Genomic DNA, 17146 nt, shown 5'->3' on the forward strand with positions numbered 1-17146 from the left:
GAGGAGGTCGGCGGCGTCGATCGCGACGTGACCCGGGGCGCGGACGACCTCGGTGATCGTGCCGTCCTCGGCCCACTGCGCCTCGACCGCCGCCAACGCCGCGATCGCGCCGTCCTGCACCCCGGCCGCGGCGTTGGCCACCGCCTGCGCGGCCGCGACGACACCGGTGAGCTCCTCACGGCCGCTCGGGAGGGCGGCGACCGCAGCGAGTCGGCTGGACATCGAGGCGAGGAGCGCGGCCACGTCATCGCCGACGGGTGTGCCCATGACGTCGGCGCCCTGCCCGTGTGGACTGTGCATGGCTCCCCCTTCCCCCGTGGGTCGAGCCTACCCGTTCAATACAGTTCGCACAAGTGTTCGAAGGCACGAATGTGGAAGAACGGCAACGGCTTTCGCGCGGTGACGGAGGCGGTGACCCTGTTCGGGCGACGTCCAGAGGAGGCGACCAGCACCCGACCCGCACCGCGCAACGGTGAAGCCCGCACCCAGCATCCGCAGTGCCCGCCAAGCCGACGCGTCGACAGGCGCTGAGCCGCGCCCTGCGAGCGGCGCGGGCGAGACCGGCTCGACGTGGAAGCCCCTCGGGATGATCGGAAAGACCACCTGGGGCGCAGATCCCCAGGTGGCTGGGACGACCCGTCCCATGGCCCACGACGACGCAGCCGGTGCAAGGGCGGTCGCACCCGCCGGTAGACTCCTCATCCCGTGGCACTCACCATCGGAATCGTCGGGCTCCCCAACGTCGGCAAGTCGACGATGTTCAACGCCCTGACCAAGAACAACGTCCTCGCCGCGAACTACCCGTTCGCGACGATCGACCCCAACGTGGGCGTCGTGCCGCTGCCGGACGAGCGCCTCGGCCGGCTCGCCGAGATCTTCTCCTCCGAGAAGGTGCTGCCCGCGACGGTGTCCTTCGTCGACATCGCGGGCATCGTGCGCGGTGCGTCGGAGGGCGAGGGGCTGGGCAACAAGTTCCTCGCGAACATCCGTGAGGCGGACGCCATCTGCCAGGTCGTCCGCGCCTTCGAGGACGGTGACGTCGTCCACGTCGACGGCGCCGTCTCGCCCGAGTCCGACATGGAGACGATCCACACCGAGCTGATCCTCGCCGACCTGCAGACCCTCGAGAAGGCCGTCGCCCGGCTCGAGAAGGAGGCGAGGATCAAGAAGGAGTCCAAGCCGCTCCTCGACAACGCCCTCGCCGCGCAGAAGGTGCTGGAGGAGGGCCGCACCCTCTACGCCGCCGGTGAGGCCGCGGGCGTCGACCTCTCCCTCGCCGCCGGCCTCGGGCTGCTGACGACCAAGCCGTTCATCTACGTGTTCAACCTCGACGAGGACCAGCTCGCCGACGCAGACCTCCACGCGCGGCTCGCCGCCCTCGTGGCCCCGGCCGACGCGGTCTTCCTCAACGCCAAGCTCGAGATGGACCTGATGGAGATGTCGCCCGAGGACGCCCTCGAGATGCTCCAGTCCTTCGGTGCCGAGGAGTCCGGCCTGGACCAGCTGGCACGCGTCGGTTTCCACACCCTCGGGCTGCAGACCTACCTCACGGCCGGCCCGAAGGAGTCGCGCGCCTGGACGATCCGCCAGGGGTGGACCGCCCCGCAGGCGGCGGGCGTCATCCACACCGACTTCCAGCGCGGCTTCATCAAGGCCGAGATCGTCTCCTTCTCCGATCTCGACGAGCACGGCTCGATGGCCGCCGCCCGGGCCGCCGGCAAGGTGCGCATGGAGGGCAAGGACTACGTCATGCAGGACGGCGACGTCGTCGAGTTCCGCTTCAATGTCTAGCGTCGACGTGATCCGCCAGTAGGCGTTGAGGATTGCTGGTCCTCGGCGTCGAGCTGGTCCGCAGACGGTCCGCACGCCTCGTCGAGGCGCTCGCTCTTCGGCCGGGCACTGCTCGCTCCAGTCGGTGGCACGCTGGTGTCGTGGCCCTTCCCGGGACCGAACACGTCGACATCGTCGAGGTGCGGCCACCGTGGGACGGTGTCGGCGAGCACACCCGGTTTCCGATCGCGCGGCTGCGCTACGCGCCGTCGACAGGCCGATGGGCGACCTACTGGCGGGACCGCAACCTGAAGTTCCATCCGGCGATGCGAGTCGGCCGGAGTAGGTGATGGCGACACGGTGAACGCGACCTGACCACGGGCCTCGTGCCGCGTGTACGAGATCCTCAGCGGACACGGTCGGCTGCGCGCTGGGCTTGTCCGCTTGACCGACAGGCCGGCTGAAGCGTTTGGGACTGCTGAAGGTCTGGTTGTCACTTCCGGTGTGGTGTTTCAGGCCGCGTGAGCGGCACGGTTGATGGTCTCAAACTCGATCGGGGTGAGCTTGCCGAGGGCGCGTTGCCGGCGCCGTCGGTGGTAGGTGCGCTCAGTCCAGGTGACGATCGCGAGGCGAAGCTGGTCGCGGGTCTCCCAGCGGCGGGCGTTGAGGACGTTCTTCTGAAGCAGCGAGAAGAACGACTCCATGGCGGCGTTGTCGGCCGAGGAGGCGACCCGGCCCATCGACCCGCGTAGCCCGTGGCGGTGTAGCGCGGCGACGTAGGGCCGGGAGCGGAACTGCGATCCTCGGTCGGCGTGGACCACGCACCCGGGCACCTGGTCACGGCCGCGGCGGGCGATGGCCATCTCCAGGGCGTCGACCGCGAGGTGGAACCTCGGGTCGTCCCGGTGCACCTCGTACGCGGCGTTGGTGGCGTACGCGTCGACCAGGTCCCGCTCGCTGACCGGGGCGGCGCGCCAGGAGTAGAACGCCTGCCGGGAGAACCCGAGCAGCCCGCAGGTCACCGCGACGGGAATCCCGTCGGCGGCAAGGTCCAGGACCAGCGGGTAGGTCATCTTGGGGACTGACCCAGCCTCAGGTTCGCCTGGGACAGGTACGCCGCGGCCCGGCGCAGCACCTCGTTCTCCTGCTCCAGCAGCCGGATCTTGCGCCGGGCCTCTGTCAGCTCGGCGTTCTCGGCAGCGGTCGTGCCAGGACGGACACCATCCTCGACGTCGGCCTGGCGCAGCCAGTTCCGCAAACACGACTCGGAGATCCCGACGTCATGAGCGACCCGAGCGATCGGAGCCTCGCCCTTACGGGCCACCGCGACCACGTCGTCACGGAACTCCTTGGGGTGGGGTGCGGGCATATCGACATCCTCCCAGCGGGGCCCCTTCGGCCCCACAGATCAGGTGTCAATCGAACCTTCAGCAGTCCCAAACCACGAGTTCTGTGACTTGCTGACTCGTGTCGCGTCGCGCCGGGATACTGATTCCCCCAGGCCCGCATCCTGTGGAGGACGCAGCGGGATGGTCCGAGTGTGCCTCGTGGACACGAGGCGGTCAGGGAGGCAGCCATGACGTACGAGGAGATCGAACGCTCGGTGAGCGGCCACTACGGGTGGTCGGACCTGATGGAGACCATCGAGGACGAGATCCGGCGGCACGGGATCGATCCGCCGGAGGTGACGGTTGCCCAGCTGGCTCCGGTGGACAACTATCACTGGCTTCGGCTCGCCGGCACCCTGGCCCTGGCCGATGCCGCAGCCATCGGTGGTGGGGAGCGCGTGCTGGATGTCGGTGGCGGCATCGGCGGCCCGGCACGTCAGCTGGCGTCACGCGTCGGGTGTCACGTCACGGTGCTGGATCTGACGCCGGAGTACTGCGTCGTGGGTGAACGGCTCACCGAATGGACGGGTCTCACCGAGCTGGTCACCTTCGTGCACGGCAGTGCCCTTGATCTGCCCTTCCCCGATGGAGGCTTCGATGTGCTGTGGACCCAGCACGCCACGATGAACATCCCCGACAAGCCGCGCCTGTACAGCGAGATCGCCCGTGTCGTCCGGCCCGGTGGTCGGTTCGCGATGTTCGACGTCCTGGCCGGGCCCCATCAGCCCATTCACTTTCCCGTGCCGTGGGCGAGTGACCAGACCTGCAGCTTCCTGCTCTCGCCGGAGCAGACCCGAGGCCTGATCTCCGACGTCGGGTTCCGCGAGATCACCTGGGCGACGGATGAGGACCCGGAGCTCCATGCGGCGCTCGCGAAGCCCGATCCGCTCGGCGAGCCGGAGTCGGCTGGCGACGGTCTCAACCCAGGCCTCCTCAACGGGCCCGAAGGGCCTCGGATGGCGGAGAACGTGCAGCGGAACATGGAGGAAGGCCGCATCTGCTTCGCCATGGGCGTCTTCGAGCGTCTGTAGCCGGTCAGGACGGCGCGCCGCAGTTCGTCGATCTCGCGGTGGCGGTGGTCGGCCAGGAGGAGGCTGCCCCTTGTCAGCCAGGCGTTCGATGTCCCTCCCGGCGAAGGGCGGGAAGGTGAGCAGACGCTCTGCCCACCCGGGACGTTCGTCCACGTGCCGCGTGCCACCCCGCACACCTTCAGGGTGGTCTCTCCTGGGCCCGGGAAGAAGCTCAACCTCTTCTCGCCCGCCGCGATGACCGACTTCTTCGAGGCGTCGGCCGACGCGGAGACGACCGGCTCCGCGACCCCGGAACTGCTGGACCAGATCGCGCCTCGACGTCAGATGGAGGTTGTCGGGCCGGTGCCTGACACGTACCTCTGAGTGAGCTGGCTCGTGGGCCGCCCGCTGGGAGGTCCGTCGTCGACCACGTCGTTGGCGCGAGCCCACGTCTGCGGCTCGTCGCGCTGAGGGCTTGACTGCCGAGCCTCGCAGTCACCGGTCGGCCGCCTCCGCGCAGGCTCAGCCGGTGATGTCGCCGGAAGAGCCGTACGTCGTGTCGTGCCAGGTGCCGTTGGTTGCGCTGGTGGCGTGGAACTCCTGCCACGTGCTGTTGACGTTGGTGATGGGCGAGAAGTACATGCCGGGCGATGGCCGCGGCCCGGTGCAGGTGCCGTCCGCCTGGCACTGCCAGTCGAAGTCCGCGACGTGGCCGCTCAGCGGGTACTGCGGGTTGAACTCGCCGGTCAGGCGGAGGATCCGCAGGCCGTGGAACGTGCCGGTGAGTCCAGCGCTGATGGTTCCTGTGCCGCCCGGGCTGACGCCTGCGAAGCTGGTCCACGTGCCGTCGTACTCGATCCGGAAGCAGTAGTGCTTCTGACCGATCTTCCACACCTGGACGTGCTGGAGGTACGTGTCGAGAGCCCAGACGTGGCCGTCGGTGGCGAAGTCCGCCACGTTCCTGTTGCCGATGGTCACGTCGTACAACGTCGGCCGGTCCGTCGGGCACGAGTCCAGCTCGGTGGGCATCGCCGACGCTCGGGGGGTGCCGACGGCCAGCAGGCCGACGCAGAGAGTCAAAGCCGTGAGAATCCGGCGCATGGCGCCACCTCCGCCTTGTGCGTGTGCCACGGCCGACGACGTCGGGTGCCGAGATCGACCGGACAGCCACTGAACAGTATGCGCGTGGGCCCCGCATGCTGTCGATCGTCCCGGGCTGGAGATCGCGCCCGCATCGGCCGCCGCCGAGAGCCATGGTGGGGGGACCTGGCTCAGGGTGCGGGTGTGACGTTCTGGTTCAGGCTGAAGACGTTGTGCGGGTCGTACCGGGCCTTCACGGCGCCGAGCCGCGCAAGGCGGTCGCCGAACGCAGCCGGCACGTAGGCGCCGTCCGCGTCGGGTTCGTAGTTGACGTAGCCCCCGCGCGAGTGCGGCTCGAGTGCGGCGGCGGTGTCGCGAGCCCAGGCAACGCAACGCTCCTGATCGGCCGGGTCGGTCCAGTTGGCCGCGATGAGGATGTCGTACTTCGCGTCGCGATGAGCGAAGGCTCCGTCACCTGCCGCGATCGCGCCACCCATGTGCTCCACGATGAGTTCGAGAGCGGGCGGCGCCTGGATGTCGCTGGCCCGGTCGACCAGGACGTCGATGACGGTTTCGGTGAGGTCGTCGAGGAAGCACGATCGCCAGTAGTGGTACTGACCGCGCGGGTATCCCGCGTCCATCCTGCTCTGCTGCTCGGTGTACGTCAGCGGCCCGAGGCCGTCGAGCAGCGGCTCGCCGATCGCCGCTGTAAGGGGGTCGAGCAGGCGGGCGCCCTCGGCCGGGTCGCCCGCGTAACAGGCGGCCACCGCGGCCACCGGCGTGCCGTCGGGGCCATCCGTCATGGCTGTGTACGTCGTCAGCTCCTCAGGAGCTCCTCGGGTCAGCTCCCGGTAGGCCTCGAGGACGGCGCGCCGGTGCTCGCGAGCGAACATCACGCCCCCTCCGTAGACCGTCGGACCGACCGGATGCAGCCGGTACTCGAACGAGGTGACGATGCCGAAGTTGCCTCCCCCGCCCTTGAGCGCCCAGAAGAGATCCGGGTTCTCGTCCGCGCTCGCGGTGACGAGGCGGCCATCGGCGGTGACCAGCTCGACGGTGAGCAGGTTGTCGCAGGCGAGCCCGTGCTTGCGCATCAGCCACCCGATCCCACCGCCCAGCGTCAGCCCGGCGATCCCGGTCGTGCTCACGACCCCGAGCGTCGTCGCGAGGCCGTGCTCCTGGGTCGCTCGGTCCAGCTCGGCCCCCGTGGCCCCCGGCTCGGCGCGCGCGACACGTGCGTCCGGATCGGCGCTCACCGTGCGCATCAGGCCGAGGTCGATGAGCAGACCGTCGTCGCAGGTCGAGAAGCCGGCGACGCTGTGCCCGCCCCCGCGCACTGCGACCGTGAGGTCGTGGTTCACCGCGAAGCCCAGGGCTCGCTGCACGTCGGCCACGTCGGCGCAGCGGGCGATCAGCGCCGGCCGCCGGTCGACGGTCCCGTTCCACACCCGCCGTGCCTCGTCGAACCCCGTCTCGCCGGGCATCAGCACCTGGCCGCGCATGGCCTCGCGCAGCCCGCGGATGTCCGCGCCGGCAACTCCCCTGGTCTCAGACACGCTCTTGACCACCACGCCACCTCCGGCTCGCTCCTGTGACAACTTCGACGCGCTGCATGCGGTCGAACGGGTAGCCGCCGCGCCGGCTGACCTCGAGCACGTCGTCCTCCTCGCCGGCCTCGACCAGTGTCAGCACGACCTCGTCGGCCGGGACCCAGGTCGAGCTCACCACGCGGATCGGGCTCCCGTCGCGCGTCAGCTCTCCCGCGGCGCGGCACAGGTGCTCCTCCGCCGCCTCGACGTCGGCCCGCCCGACACCGGGCCAGTATCGCTCCATCAGGAAGGTCCTCTGCCGTGCGGGATCCATGTGGAGACGGTAGGCGGGGGAGGGCGCGCCGTAATCCGGCAACTCCCTCGATGCTCACGGTCCGGCTGCGCTCGGGGCCGAGGCCGGCCCACGCCGGACCGACAGCCTTGCCACCAGCTCCGCGCGGGAGCGGACGTCCAGCTTCCGGTAGGAACGAGAGAGGTTCGCCTCGACCGTCTTCCTGCTCAGGGACAGCGAGGCGGCGATCTCCCGGTTGGTGCATCCCTGCGCGACCAGCTGCGCTATCCGCTGCTCGACCGGGGTGAGGTCCAGCTGGGCTGCCGACCGCACCCCGAGGCGCGCGATCTCCGAGCGCGCCCGCTCGGCCCACAGGGTGGCACCGCGGTCCTCGAAGAGGGCCAGCGCCTCCTCGAGGGTCTCGCGGGCGACCCCTCGGCGTCTCATCCTGCGCTGGACGACGCCGCGGGTCAGGAGCGTCCGGCCCAGCTCGAGGGGCATCCGCAGCCGCTCATGTGCGGCCAGCGCCCGTTCGAGGGTCGCGTCCGCCTCGTCGAGGTCGTTCCTCGCCGCCTGGACCAGCGCCCGGCACCGGGCGCCGGTGGCCGTCGTCCAGGCTCGTTGGGTCGCTCGGGCGACCGCGTCCATCCACTCCGCGAGGTCCTCGGCCCGGGCCAGCTCCCCCAGTGCGACGAGGACCTCGATCTCGTCGGGGACCACGTGGCAGTCACCGAACTCCCGGTTCCAGCGGGGCCGCATCAGATCGGTCGCCTCGCCCAGAAGGCTCTGGGCGGCTTCGTGGTTGCCGAGCGACAGTTCGGCGAACCCGAGGACGTGCAGGTTCTGCATCCGGAAGACCACGTCCTCCGCGCGCCGCGCTTCCGCCAGACCGGCCTCAGCCAGGGTCCGGGCATGGTCGAGGTCGCCGAGGCATGCGCGCGCCATCGCCTCGACGTACAGAGGCGCGCGCGGTTGGTCGAGGTGCTGTCGTAGCTGGAGGCTCTTCTGGGCGTGCTCGATCGCGGCGGTCCACTCTCCTGCCCACAGATCGAGCTCGGCCAGATGGAACTGGTGCGTCGATGCCGAGTGGAGGTCGCCGGTCTCCATGGTGTCGTCGAGCAGGAGGGTGAGGAGCGCCCGGGCCTCGTCATGTCCGTCGTTGTCCATGACGACCTTGGCCAGGTGGCTGCGCGGGGAGGACGCCCCGGCCGAGCCGTCGAGTGAGATCGCGCGCTCGAACAGGTCGCGGCGTAGGCCGCCGCCGCCGCAGTACGTCCAGTGGGCCAGCTCTGCGAGGGCCATGCCCAGTACCTGGTCGTCGCCGCTGCGTTCCGCGAGCTCGACGCCGAGTCCGGCATGGTGCTCGGCCGCTGGAACGTCGCCGAGGAAGTAGGAGATCGCGCCTCTGGTCCGGTGGATTCGGCTGGCAACGGCCGCATCCGTGCCGGCATCCTGGAGCGCTCGGTCGCACAGCGCGATGCCTTGGCCCAGCGGCGTGGAGAGCTCTGCCAGCCACCGCAGAGCTTCGGCCCGTCCCGGGCCGGCGGGCGCATCGACGAGCGCGCGTTCGAAGAGGGTCCGGGCGCGCGCGCGGTCACCTGCGGCCATCGCGTACGCGCCAGCCGCCGTCGCCCGGCGGAAGGACGCCTCGAGATCGCCTGCGGGGGTGAACTCCAGGGCACGCTGCGCAAAGGTGGCCGCCACGTCCGTGGCGCCCCTGCTGGCCGCGCGGGCGGACGCGTCGTCGAGTGCAGCGGCCAGTGCCTCGTCGGGTTCGGGTGAGGTGAGGGCGAGGTGCCGGGCCCGCTCCTCGGGGTCACGGACAGCATCGGCCAGCTCCCGATGCACCATCCGCCGCTCCGCGGCCGTGGCCGCGTCGTACACCGTGGCAGCCATCAGCGGATGGCTGAACCGCACCGTCCCGTCGCTGGAGTCGATGACTCCGGCCAGCTCCGCCCGGGCGAGGTGGCGCTCGACCGGGCGGCCCAACGCCTGCTGCAGCTCCTGAACGCTCGGCGCCGCCATCGCCGCCGTGAGGAGCAGCACCTGCCGAGTGCCCTCGGGCAGGTCTTCCAGGCGGCTGCGGATCAGGTCACCCAAGCGCTGCGGCACAGGGAGGTGCCCCACATCCCCGACCCTGCCGCGATCGACCAACGCTCGCGCGAGCTCGAGGCTGAAGAGCGGGTTGCCCCCCGACGTCTCATAGACCCGCATCAGTACCGGCCGCGCGAGCGTGACGCCGAGCCGAGCGTGCACGAGCTGGTACGTCGCGCCCAGCGACATCGGCGGGACCGCGAGCCGAGTGACCAGGAGGTGCTCGAGGAGCACGTCAGCCAGCCGGTCCCGACGTCGGGTGACGATGACCGTGATCGGCTCGGAGGTGAGGCGCCGAAGCGCGAAGGCGAGTGCCTCCCTGCTTGGTACGTCGAGCCAGTGAGAATCATCGATGGCGATGAGTGTGGGTGCCGCGCGAGCGAGCTGGCGGAGGACGGCCAACAGGGCGACGGCGACGGCTCCGTGACCGACCGCCGCGTCGGACGACCTGCGCATCAGGGCAGCTTCGAGCGCCCAACGCTGGGGTTCCGGCAGGTCAGCCGGGATCTCGTCCGCCCACGAGTCCAGGAGGTCGATCAGGCCCCCGAAGCCGATCGCGGCCTCACTCTCGGTGGGCTGGCAGGTCAGCACCCGGTACCCACGGTCCTCGGCCGCACGTACGGCCTCGCGCCATAGCCAGGACTTGCCGATGCCGGCCTCGCCCTCGATGAGGAGAGCGGTCGCACGATCACCGGCCGCGTCCAGGAACGCGCTGATGGACGCGAGTTCCGACTCGCGCCCCACCGTGCCCTGCGCGGAAGCCATGACACCGCCGATTGTGGTCGTCCCGAACGGGTTGGAGCAACCGTCCTCAGGGCCGGGACCGGCGGCGCGGCCTCCACGCCGCCGCCATCATGGGGCCAGGTCAGCCGCTAGCCTCACGGGATGATCGCGGACGAGGACACGAGACAAGCGGTCGTCGAGCTGGTCGCTCTCACCTACCGGGCGATGTCGACACCGGGCTCCGACGTCGCCACCCTGTTCGGTGCGGCGGACATCGCCATCGCCGGGTCCGGGCAGGGCGAGCTGTGGACCGGGCCGGAAGAGGTCGTGGGCGCTGCGACGGTGGTCTCCTCCTGGGGCCTGCAGTGGACGCCCGAACGCACGACGGTGTGGCGGCGAGGTGAGGTCGCGTGGGCCCAGATCCTCGGGACGGTCCACGTCGTTCGGGACGACACCGACGAGGTCGTCCCCTACTGGACCACCGGGGTCTTCGGCCTCGGTGACGACGGCTGGCACTGGCTCTACTGGGGAGGTTCGGAGCCGCAGGAGCACGCCAAGGTCTGACCGACCTCTCCGCCCAGGCGGAAACTCGTCGCCAAGGCCGTCGTCCTCCGCCGGGGCGAGCCCCACCCGGGTCGTTGACGCCGACGTCGGCGCCGGAGGATGCTGAGGGGCTGCAAGGGGTTGCTCCGGGTGAGAGCAGGATCTGATGGCTGATGTCACTGTCGTCGTGTCGACCACGGAGGCCGCGGTGCCGACGATGCCGCGTCGCACGGTGGAGGTGACGTACACCCGGACGGTCAAGGACAGCGAGGGAGCCAGCCGGCAGCCCACGACGGTCCTCGATGTCGCCCTCGCCGACCTCGACGAGAAGGCGGCGGCCACGGTCGTCCTCGAGGAGGCCGACACCAAGAGCCCCCTCGCCGTTCGGATCCTCACCGGGACCGGCGCGGTCCGGCTCCTGCGCACCGTCGACCCGACGCTGCCCGACAAGGTCGAGGTCGCCCTGACGAAGGAGGACCTCAAGCTCCTCACCCAGCCCGAGATGGTCGCCGACGTGCAGGACCAGCCGGTCCTGCGCAGGGCCCGGCTCGTGCCGGTGAGCGCGGTCCCCGTGCGCTTCGCGACCTCCGAGCTTCGCGTGGCGACCTTCCCGAAGGCCGACTGGACCGCCCTGGGGCTGGCCGCCCTCTTCTCCCTCCAACAGCCGCAGACCACCTCGGTCGAGGCCGCCCCCGCCGCCGTCCCCGGGCTCGCCGGCCTCACCTGGGCTCCCGTCGTCGTCGGCGTCGACGGCGGCTTCGTCACGGCGCTGCCGCGGGACGCCGGGAACCACTGGCTGTGGTGGCTCACCGACGGTTCGAACGTCGCGCTCGGGGCGGTCGCCGACGACCTCGGCACGGACCGGGCGGACGAGCTCGCCCTCCCGCTGCCGCCCTTCGCCGCGGCGCCGACCGGCGACCCCGGGCCCGGGCGCACACCGTTCGCCACGGGTGACCGCGAGCTCGCTGACAACCCGGACGTGTACGGGGAGGACCCCGGCGCCTTCTGCTCCCCGTTCTCCAGCCCCGAGCGCATCCTCGGCGAGCGCGCCTTCAACGTCATCCTGCGGGCCGAGCAGCCGGCCATCAGCTCGGAGCCGACGCGCCGCTTCCCGTCGTTCCCGGTGATCGACTACGACCCGACGGTGCTCGACGCCCGCGAGGGGCGCGAGAAGCCCACCATCGCCCGGCGCAGCATCGTCGACGCCGCATCGCGGATCCCGCTCGAGCAGCTGGCCGACCTCGGCAACGCCCTCGCGCGCCCGTCCCTCCCCGCGGCCTACCTCGACCTCGTGAAGAAGACGCCGCGCGGGCGACGGGTCGTCGACGCCGACAACCCGCTCGACTGGGAGGGCGACTCCTCGCGCTACCAGGCGGCCACCGTCGCGCGTGGCCACATCCTCGAGTACCGGATGCGGTGGCGGTCCAACGGGTACTCGTTGGGCACCGTGGCGCACACCCTCACCCTCGCTCCGCGCCAGGTGCGACGGATCCAGAAGATCGAGTTCGAGCGCCTCGAGCGCACGCGCCGGGCGGAGTCGACCCAGCTCGTCGACGAGGTCGCCGACGAGGTCTCGCGCAACCGCACCTACCAGGACACCGTCGAGGCGAGCCTGTCCGAGTGGGCGAAGGGCGAGTCGTCGTCGAGGACGTCGGCGGGCGCCGGGGGCTTCGGGTTCGCCGTCCCGGGCTTCGTCGCTGGCGGTGGCGGCGGGCACTCGCGGGCCTCGAGCTCGTCGTCGCAGTCGGGGGGACGGGAGACGAGGGCGGCCGAGGAGCAGCGCCTGCGCGACACCATCCGCCGCTTCGCCGACTCGCGGCGCCGGCTCGACAGCGTCGTCGTCACCGAGGTGAGCCAGGAGGAGACGGTCACCGGCACGGTCGAGGTCGTCCGCAACGCCAACTACGCGCACTCGCTGACCGTCATCTACTACCAGATCCTGCGCCACCTCAAGCTGGAGACCGCGTTCGCCGGCGTGCGCGAGTGCGTCTTCGTGCCGTTCGCGATCAAGCCCTTCACGCTCGCGCGCGCCTACCGCTGGCGCGAGTCGATCCGCAAGGGGCTGCGCGACCGGCAGTACTCCACGGCGCTGACCTACCTGCGCGACGTCTGGACCAACTTCACCGACTCGCCCATCCCGGCTGGGTCGCGGGCCGACCAGCGGGTGCGTGCCGTCAGGGGGTCGATGACGATCCAGCTGGGGATCGAGCGACCCCAGGTCGCCTTCGACGTCTTCGACGACGTGCCGTGGGCGCCGCTGCGCCCCTTCCTCGGCTCGCCGGCCCTGTCGATCTTCTCGCGGCTGCGCGAGCTCGCCGACAACGCCCGGGACGCGTGGTTCCAGGCCGAGCAGGCCCCCCGCATCGCCGCCGGCTGGGTCGACACGCTCACCCTCACCGCCGGCACCGAGCCGCTCGCGGCCGACTTCACCATCGCCTCGCGCTACCGGTTCAACAGCTCGGTCCGCGTCGACTTCAGCGCGCGGATCCCCGCCGGGACGGTGCTCACCCGGCGCAAGCTCAGCGACCTGCGGGTCGTCGCCACGCGCCGGCTCACACCCGGCTCCGTGGCGAACGTGACCTCGCTCAGCTACACCTACGACACCGACCACTTCCGCCGCAGCGTCACCGTGCCCACCGGCGTCCAAGACCTCGTCTCGGCCGAGACGGGGGCGGTCGACCCCGGCGGCGCCACCGCCTCCCAGCCGCCCGACGAGTGGGAGCTCAAGGACGAGCGCGCCGAGATGGTCAAGGCCGTCCAGGCGCTCCTCGGCCACCTCAACGAGCACGTCGAGTACTACGACAAGTGGGTCCTGTGGGACATGGACCGCGACCGCGTCTTCATGATCATCGACGGCGCCGTCATCCCCGGCACCAACGGCCTGAGCGTGGCGTCGGTCGTCGAGCGCGACCCCGTCGCGATCATCGGCAACTCGATGGTGTTCCAGGTGTCGGCCGGCGCCTTCCTCGGGCTCGACGGGCTCGACGACCCGCAGAAGCTCTACGCCTGGTACGCCGACCGGAACGCGCGCAGCGAGCCGATGCACGTGGCGCTGCCCACCGACGGGCTCTACGCCCAGACGATCATGGACCCCTGCGTCGCGCTCGAGGAGCACTACGGCGACCTCGACTGGGTCCTCTCCGACACCGAGCCCGAGCTCGGCGAGCTCGACCCCTCGCTCCTCATGTCGCGCCGCAGCGAGCCGATGGCGACCGCGCCGACGGCGTTCCCGCAGACCATCATCAGCCTCCAGAACGCCCCCGACGCCCCGGCACCGTCGGGGCTCGCCGGCGCGCTTGGCGCGGTCCAGAACGCCGGGGCCTTCCGCGACATGGCCGGCCTCGCCGGGACCCAGGCCAACGCGGCCGCGGGGCTGCAGACGGCAGCCAGCCTCGCGACCTCCTTCGGGCAGCAGGCGGCCGCGCTCAAGCTGGCCGAGATGCAGGCCAACACCCAGAAGACCAAGGAGGCCAACCAGAAGCTGGCGACCGTCAAGAAGGCCGCCGACGGCAAGCTCGTCGAGCCCGCGAAGGCCAAGGAGGAGGCCGGCAAGATCCTCGAGGACCTCACCGCGACGTCCTCGATGCCGGTCTTCGGCGGAGGCCCGGGCGGCGGGTTCGGCGGGATCCTCGACATGATCAAGGCCGCCGCCGTGACGCCGGGGAGCGACCTGACCGCCACGCCCGACGGCCTCAAGGTCGCCCTCGGCGGAGGCGGCGGCACCCAGGCGGCGGCCGGGGCCGCCCAGCTGCTGTCCTTCGGGACCCTCCCGAGCAGCGCCGCCGGGCTGCTCCCGGGTGGGGTCGGGGCACTCGCCGGGCTCATCCCCGGGGTCGGCGACGTCCTCGACCTGGTCCAGGACTGGATGGCGAAGGTCGAGACGTTCAAGCGCGAGGTCGCGGCGGTCGCCCGCCAGGAGCTGGCGGCCTGGAACGGGCGGCCCGAGAGCGACCCGGCGGTCCTGGCCTTCCTCGAGGCCTACGGCCGGGCCGGCAACACCGCCAACCCCCAGTCGTGGGCGGCCAGTGCCGCGGCCGACACGACGGCCTGGAGCGCCGGGTTCATCTCGTTCTGCGTCCAGCAGGCAGCCCTCACCGCCGGGATCCCCGGGGACCCGTTCCGGCGCAACACCCTCCACGCCGTCTACGTGCACGCGGCGAAGCAGAACCGCGTCGCCAGGGCGTTCGCGAACCCGTTCTGGCTGTACCGGATCGGTGAGGTCAAGCCCGAGGTCGGCGACCTCCTCTGCAAGAACCGGCCGGGGAGCAACGCCGTGACGTTCGAGAACCTCCAGGGCAACGAGGCCAGCCACGTCGACGTCGTCACCGAGGTCGTCAGCGACCAGCAGCTGCTCTCGTGCGGCGGGAACCGGGGCGGCGGCGGGCTGACGGTCGTCGAGGCCCCGGTCGCCCTCGTCGACGGCTTCGTGACCGCGGCGTCCGCCAACCAGGCGGCCGGTCCCTACTTCGGGATCCTGCGCGTGCGGACCAGCCCGCTCGAAGGGCTGACCCTGCCGTGACCGACCCTGCCGTGACCGCACGATGAGGACGCCGTGCTCGACGCCGAGCTGACCATCGTCGGGCCCGACGGGCCGATCCGCGGCGGTCCCGGGGCGCGGTCGGCGACCGGCGCCATCCCCGTCATCGAGGTGCGGCACACCCTCGTGTCACCTCGGGACGTCCAGACCGGGCAGGCCACCGGCAAGCGCCGGCACGAGCCGATCACCGTCGTCAAGGAGGTCGACCGGTCCAGCCCGGTCCTCATCCACGCGTGGGTGCGCAACGACGTGCTGCCCACGTGGAAGCTCGACGTCCTCGCCACCGACCAGTTCGGCCGTCGCCGACCCGCCTACACGATCGAGCTGCGCGGCGCGGCGGTGTCGCAGGTCGCCCTCACCACGCCGGACGCCCCGGGCCTCCCGCACGAGGCGGTGTCCTTCGTCTACCAGGCCATCACGTGGACGTTCCACGACGGGAGGACGTCGGCGACCGACGACTGGATGACGCCGGTCTGAGCCGCGCGGAGGGCGTGGGAACGGCGCGGGGACGGCTCAGTGGAGCTGACCGCGGATCTCACCACCCGGGAGGTCGCCCGGTCCGGGGGGTGTCGACGGGTTGCCGTCGTTCGTGTGCACGTTGACGTAGGCGTTTCCCGCGTCGATCGCGTCGACGAGGGACTGCAGCGGCTGGCCGGCCAGCGGGCCGACGAGGTTCGCGGCGGTGATGGTCCCGGTGGCGATGACGCCGTTGCTGGTCCCCCCGCCGGGCGCCGCGGGGCCGAACAGGAACGCGACGACGGGTCCGTTGACGCCGGCGGGCGCGAGGTGGATGTGGGCGGCGACGACGTTGTCGACGTTGGCGACGACGAGCCGGTGGCTGATCGCGGTGCCGTCGGCGGACAGCTGGAAGACGGCCGAGCCCCTCCCCGGCGACGGCTGGGCGGGCACCTCCTGGGAGCCGGACAGCTGGGCAGTCCAGGTGTCTGCGGCCTGCGCCGGGGCCGCGGTGACCACGGCGAGCAGGCCGGCCACGAGGGCCGTGAGGGCGGTTCTGGGCGTCATGGCGTTCCTCCGATCCCGGGCCGGGGCGACCCTCTCGCCATGGTGCGCCCGCTCCTCGGAGGCCGTCAACGAACGCCTCCGGGAACGCTCAGCCCGGTCGCGCCCGGGGGTCGCCGGCGTCGCGTGCGGTTCGCCCGTGAGGGACGACATGGTGACGGCGGGATACCCCAGGAGGATGATGGGGGCATGGCCGACAACGTGGTCACCACCTCACCCGAGACCGCCACCGGCACCGAGGTGCAAGGGTCCGAGTGGTCGGCGGGGCCCCGCGGTGCGGACGGCGCGGTCGTCGCCGCGCTCCACGGCTCGCCGGCCGACGAGCCGGTCACCGACTGGGCGGCGGACGAGGCCGTCCGCCTGGGTGCGCCCCTGCGCCTGCTCTCGGTCGTCGACCCCGGCTTCCAGCTCATGCCGTACGAGGCCCTCGTCACCGCGACGCCCAGCCTCGCGCACCAGATCGAGGAAGGGGCGCGCGTCCTCCTCGACCGGGCCGCCGCCCGCGCCCGCGAACGCCACCCCGCGCTCGACGTCGCCGTCGCGGTGGTCTGGGGGTCGCCGGCCGCGTCGGTGCTCGACGCGGCGAGGGGGGCGGCGCGCGTCGTCGTCGGCGCCCCGCACAAGAACCAGCTCGAGCGGGTGCTGCTGGGGTCGGTCGCGCTCCCCGTGGTGGCGCACGCCGAGTGCACCGCGGTCGTCGTGCCGGCCGGCACGACGGTGCGCCCGGTGCGGCGGCTCGTCGTCGGCGTCGACGGGAGCGAGCGGAGCGCACGGGCCGTCGAGGTGGCCCTCGAGACCGCTGCCGCGTGCGGGGCCGAGGTCACCTGCGTCGTCGGTTGGCACGTCGAGGTCCAGGACGGCGTGGTCGTCACCGAGCGCGGCTCGGACCGGTGGGCCGCCGTGGAGAAACGTCACCTCGCGCGCGGTCGCGCGGTCGTCGACCCTGCTGCCGCCCGTCACCCGGACGTCGCGGTCGACGTCGTCGTGCGGCAGGGGGCGCCCTCGCGCGTCCTGCTCGACGCGTGTTCCGAGCTGGGTGCCGACGCGCTCGTCGTCGCCAGTCGCGGGGTGGGTGGGTTCCGGGGGCTGCTCCTGGGATCGGTGTCGCGCCGCGTGATCGAGAAGGCGAACAGGGTCGTCATCGTCGCCCGCTGAGCCGT

14 protein-coding genes and 1 pseudogene are annotated in these 17146 nt (G+C 71.6%); 8 read left to right on the top strand and 7 right to left on the bottom strand.

Going from position 1 to position 17146, the window contains the following annotated elements; all coding sequences use genetic code 11:
• A partial coding sequence (locus tag ACK8HX_RS14735; protein ID WP_411941479.1) for a hypothetical protein occupies nucleotides 1-300 on the bottom strand: 300 nt, incomplete at its 3' end.
• A 405-nt stretch (nucleotides 301-705) separates the two neighbouring features.
• Here ACK8HX_RS14735 and ychF point away from each other — a divergent pair.
• Both ychF and ACK8HX_RS14745 read left to right on the top strand, forming a co-directional pair.
• Nucleotides 706-1791, top strand: a complete 1086-nt coding sequence (gene ychF / locus ACK8HX_RS14740; protein ID WP_411941480.1) for a redox-regulated ATPase YchF — start codon at nucleotides 706-708, stop codon at nucleotides 1789-1791.
• A gap of 140 nt (nucleotides 1792-1931) precedes the next feature.
• Nucleotides 1932-2120, top strand: a complete 189-nt coding sequence (locus ACK8HX_RS14745; RefSeq protein WP_459349937.1) for a DUF3024 domain-containing protein — start codon at nucleotides 1932-1934, stop codon at nucleotides 2118-2120.
• A gap of 162 nt (nucleotides 2121-2282) precedes the next feature.
• On the opposite strand, the pseudogene ACK8HX_RS14750 reads toward ACK8HX_RS14745, so the two are convergent.
• Nucleotides 2283-3139 (bottom strand): annotated as a pseudogene (locus tag ACK8HX_RS14750) (transposase).
• A gap of 207 nt (nucleotides 3140-3346) precedes the next feature.
• On the opposite strand from ACK8HX_RS14750, the gene ACK8HX_RS14755 reads away from it, so the two are divergent.
• Together ACK8HX_RS14755 and ACK8HX_RS14760 are read left to right on the top strand one after the other, a co-directional pair.
• On the top strand, nucleotides 3347-4189 hold the full coding sequence (locus ACK8HX_RS14755; RefSeq protein ID WP_411941481.1) for a class I SAM-dependent methyltransferase: 843 nt from the start codon (nucleotides 3347-3349) through the stop codon (nucleotides 4187-4189).
• Between the two features lie 183 nt (nucleotides 4190-4372).
• Nucleotides 4373-4552, top strand: a complete 180-nt coding sequence (locus ACK8HX_RS14760) for a hypothetical protein (RefSeq protein ID WP_411941482.1) — start codon at nucleotides 4373-4375, stop codon at nucleotides 4550-4552.
• A 138-nt stretch (nucleotides 4553-4690) separates the two neighbouring features.
• Here the strand turns inward: ACK8HX_RS14760 and ACK8HX_RS14765 are convergent, their stop codons facing one another.
• The 4 genes from ACK8HX_RS14765 to ACK8HX_RS14780 all read right to left on the bottom strand — a co-directional run bounded on the left by ACK8HX_RS14765 (nucleotide 4691) and on the right by ACK8HX_RS14780 (nucleotide 9928).
• Nucleotides 4691-5269, bottom strand: coding sequence for a hypothetical protein (locus ACK8HX_RS14765; RefSeq protein ID WP_411941483.1), 579 nt, complete (start codon nucleotides 5267-5269; stop codon nucleotides 4691-4693).
• 170 nt (nucleotides 5270-5439) lie between these two features.
• Nucleotides 5440-6819 carry an FAD-binding oxidoreductase gene (locus tag ACK8HX_RS14770; protein WP_411941484.1) on the bottom strand — a complete coding sequence of 460 codons (1380 nt, stop codon included), beginning with the start codon at nucleotides 6817-6819 and terminating at the stop codon, nucleotides 5440-5442.
• Nucleotides 6797-7081 (bottom strand): hypothetical protein, encoded by a 285-nt coding sequence (locus ACK8HX_RS14775; protein WP_411941485.1) that lies wholly within the window; start codon nucleotides 7079-7081, stop codon nucleotides 6797-6799. The genes ACK8HX_RS14770 and ACK8HX_RS14775 overlap by 23 nt, the downstream gene beginning before the upstream one ends.
• 84 nt (nucleotides 7082-7165) lie before the next feature.
• Nucleotides 7166-9928 (bottom strand): helix-turn-helix transcriptional regulator, encoded by a 2763-nt coding sequence (locus ACK8HX_RS14780; protein ID WP_411941486.1) that lies wholly within the window; start codon nucleotides 9926-9928, stop codon nucleotides 7166-7168.
• 120 nt (nucleotides 9929-10048) lie between these two features.
• On the opposite strand from ACK8HX_RS14780, the gene ACK8HX_RS14785 reads away from it, so the two are divergent.
• The 3 genes from ACK8HX_RS14785 to tssD all read left to right on the top strand — a co-directional run bounded on the left by ACK8HX_RS14785 (nucleotide 10049) and on the right by tssD (nucleotide 15443).
• On the top strand, nucleotides 10049-10450 hold the full coding sequence (locus tag ACK8HX_RS14785) for a nuclear transport factor 2 family protein (protein WP_411941487.1): 402 nt from the start codon (nucleotides 10049-10051) through the stop codon (nucleotides 10448-10450).
• Between the two features lie 145 nt (nucleotides 10451-10595).
• Entirely contained in the window at nucleotides 10596-14948 is a 4353-nt protein-coding gene (locus ACK8HX_RS14790; RefSeq protein WP_411941488.1) for a DUF2272 domain-containing protein, read from the top strand.
• 33 nt (nucleotides 14949-14981) lie between these two features.
• Nucleotides 14982-15443 carry a type VI secretion system tube protein TssD gene (gene tssD / locus ACK8HX_RS14795; protein ID WP_411941489.1) on the top strand — a complete coding sequence of 154 codons (462 nt, stop codon included), beginning with the start codon at nucleotides 14982-14984 and terminating at the stop codon, nucleotides 15441-15443.
• A gap of 36 nt (nucleotides 15444-15479) precedes the next feature.
• On the opposite strand, the gene ACK8HX_RS14800 is transcribed toward tssD, so the two are convergent.
• On the bottom strand, nucleotides 15480-15989 hold the full coding sequence (locus ACK8HX_RS14800; protein ID WP_411941490.1) for a CHRD domain-containing protein: 510 nt from the start codon (nucleotides 15987-15989) through the stop codon (nucleotides 15480-15482).
• A 186-nt stretch (nucleotides 15990-16175) separates the two neighbouring features.
• Between ACK8HX_RS14800 and ACK8HX_RS14805 the strand changes: the two genes are divergently transcribed.
• Nucleotides 16176-17141 carry a universal stress protein gene (locus ACK8HX_RS14805; RefSeq protein WP_411941491.1) on the top strand — a complete coding sequence of 322 codons (966 nt, stop codon included), beginning with the start codon at nucleotides 16176-16178 and terminating at the stop codon, nucleotides 17139-17141.
• The last annotated feature ends 5 nt before the right edge of the window (nucleotides 17142-17146 follow it).

Source organism: Oryzobacter faecalis, assembly GCF_046764005.1.
Classification (GTDB): Bacteria; Actinomycetota; Actinomycetes; order Actinomycetales; family Dermatophilaceae; genus Oryzobacter; species Oryzobacter faecalis.

Coding starts and splice junctions, on each gene's coding strand:
- ACK8HX_RS14755 (WP_411941481.1), top strand. CDS start 3,347: ATGACGTACGAGGAGATCGAACGCTCGGTGAGCGGCCACTACGGGTGG.
- ACK8HX_RS14765 (WP_411941483.1), bottom strand. CDS start 5,269: ATGCGCCGGATTCTCACGGCTTTGACTCTCTGCGTCGGCCTGCTGGCC.
- ACK8HX_RS14775 (WP_411941485.1), bottom strand. CDS start 7,081: ATGGAGCGATACTGGCCCGGTGTCGGGCGGGCCGACGTCGAGGCGGCG.
- ACK8HX_RS14780 (WP_411941486.1), bottom strand. CDS start 9,928: ATGGCTTCCGCGCAGGGCACGGTGGGGCGCGAGTCGGAACTCGCGTCC.
- ACK8HX_RS14785 (WP_411941487.1), top strand. CDS start 10,049: ATGATCGCGGACGAGGACACGAGACAAGCGGTCGTCGAGCTGGTCGCT.
- ACK8HX_RS14790 (WP_411941488.1), top strand. CDS start 10,596: ATGGCTGATGTCACTGTCGTCGTGTCGACCACGGAGGCCGCGGTGCCG.
- ACK8HX_RS14800 (WP_411941490.1), bottom strand. CDS start 15,989: ATGACGCCCAGAACCGCCCTCACGGCCCTCGTGGCCGGCCTGCTCGCC.
- ACK8HX_RS14805 (WP_411941491.1), top strand. CDS start 16,176: ATGGCCGACAACGTGGTCACCACCTCACCCGAGACCGCCACCGGCACC.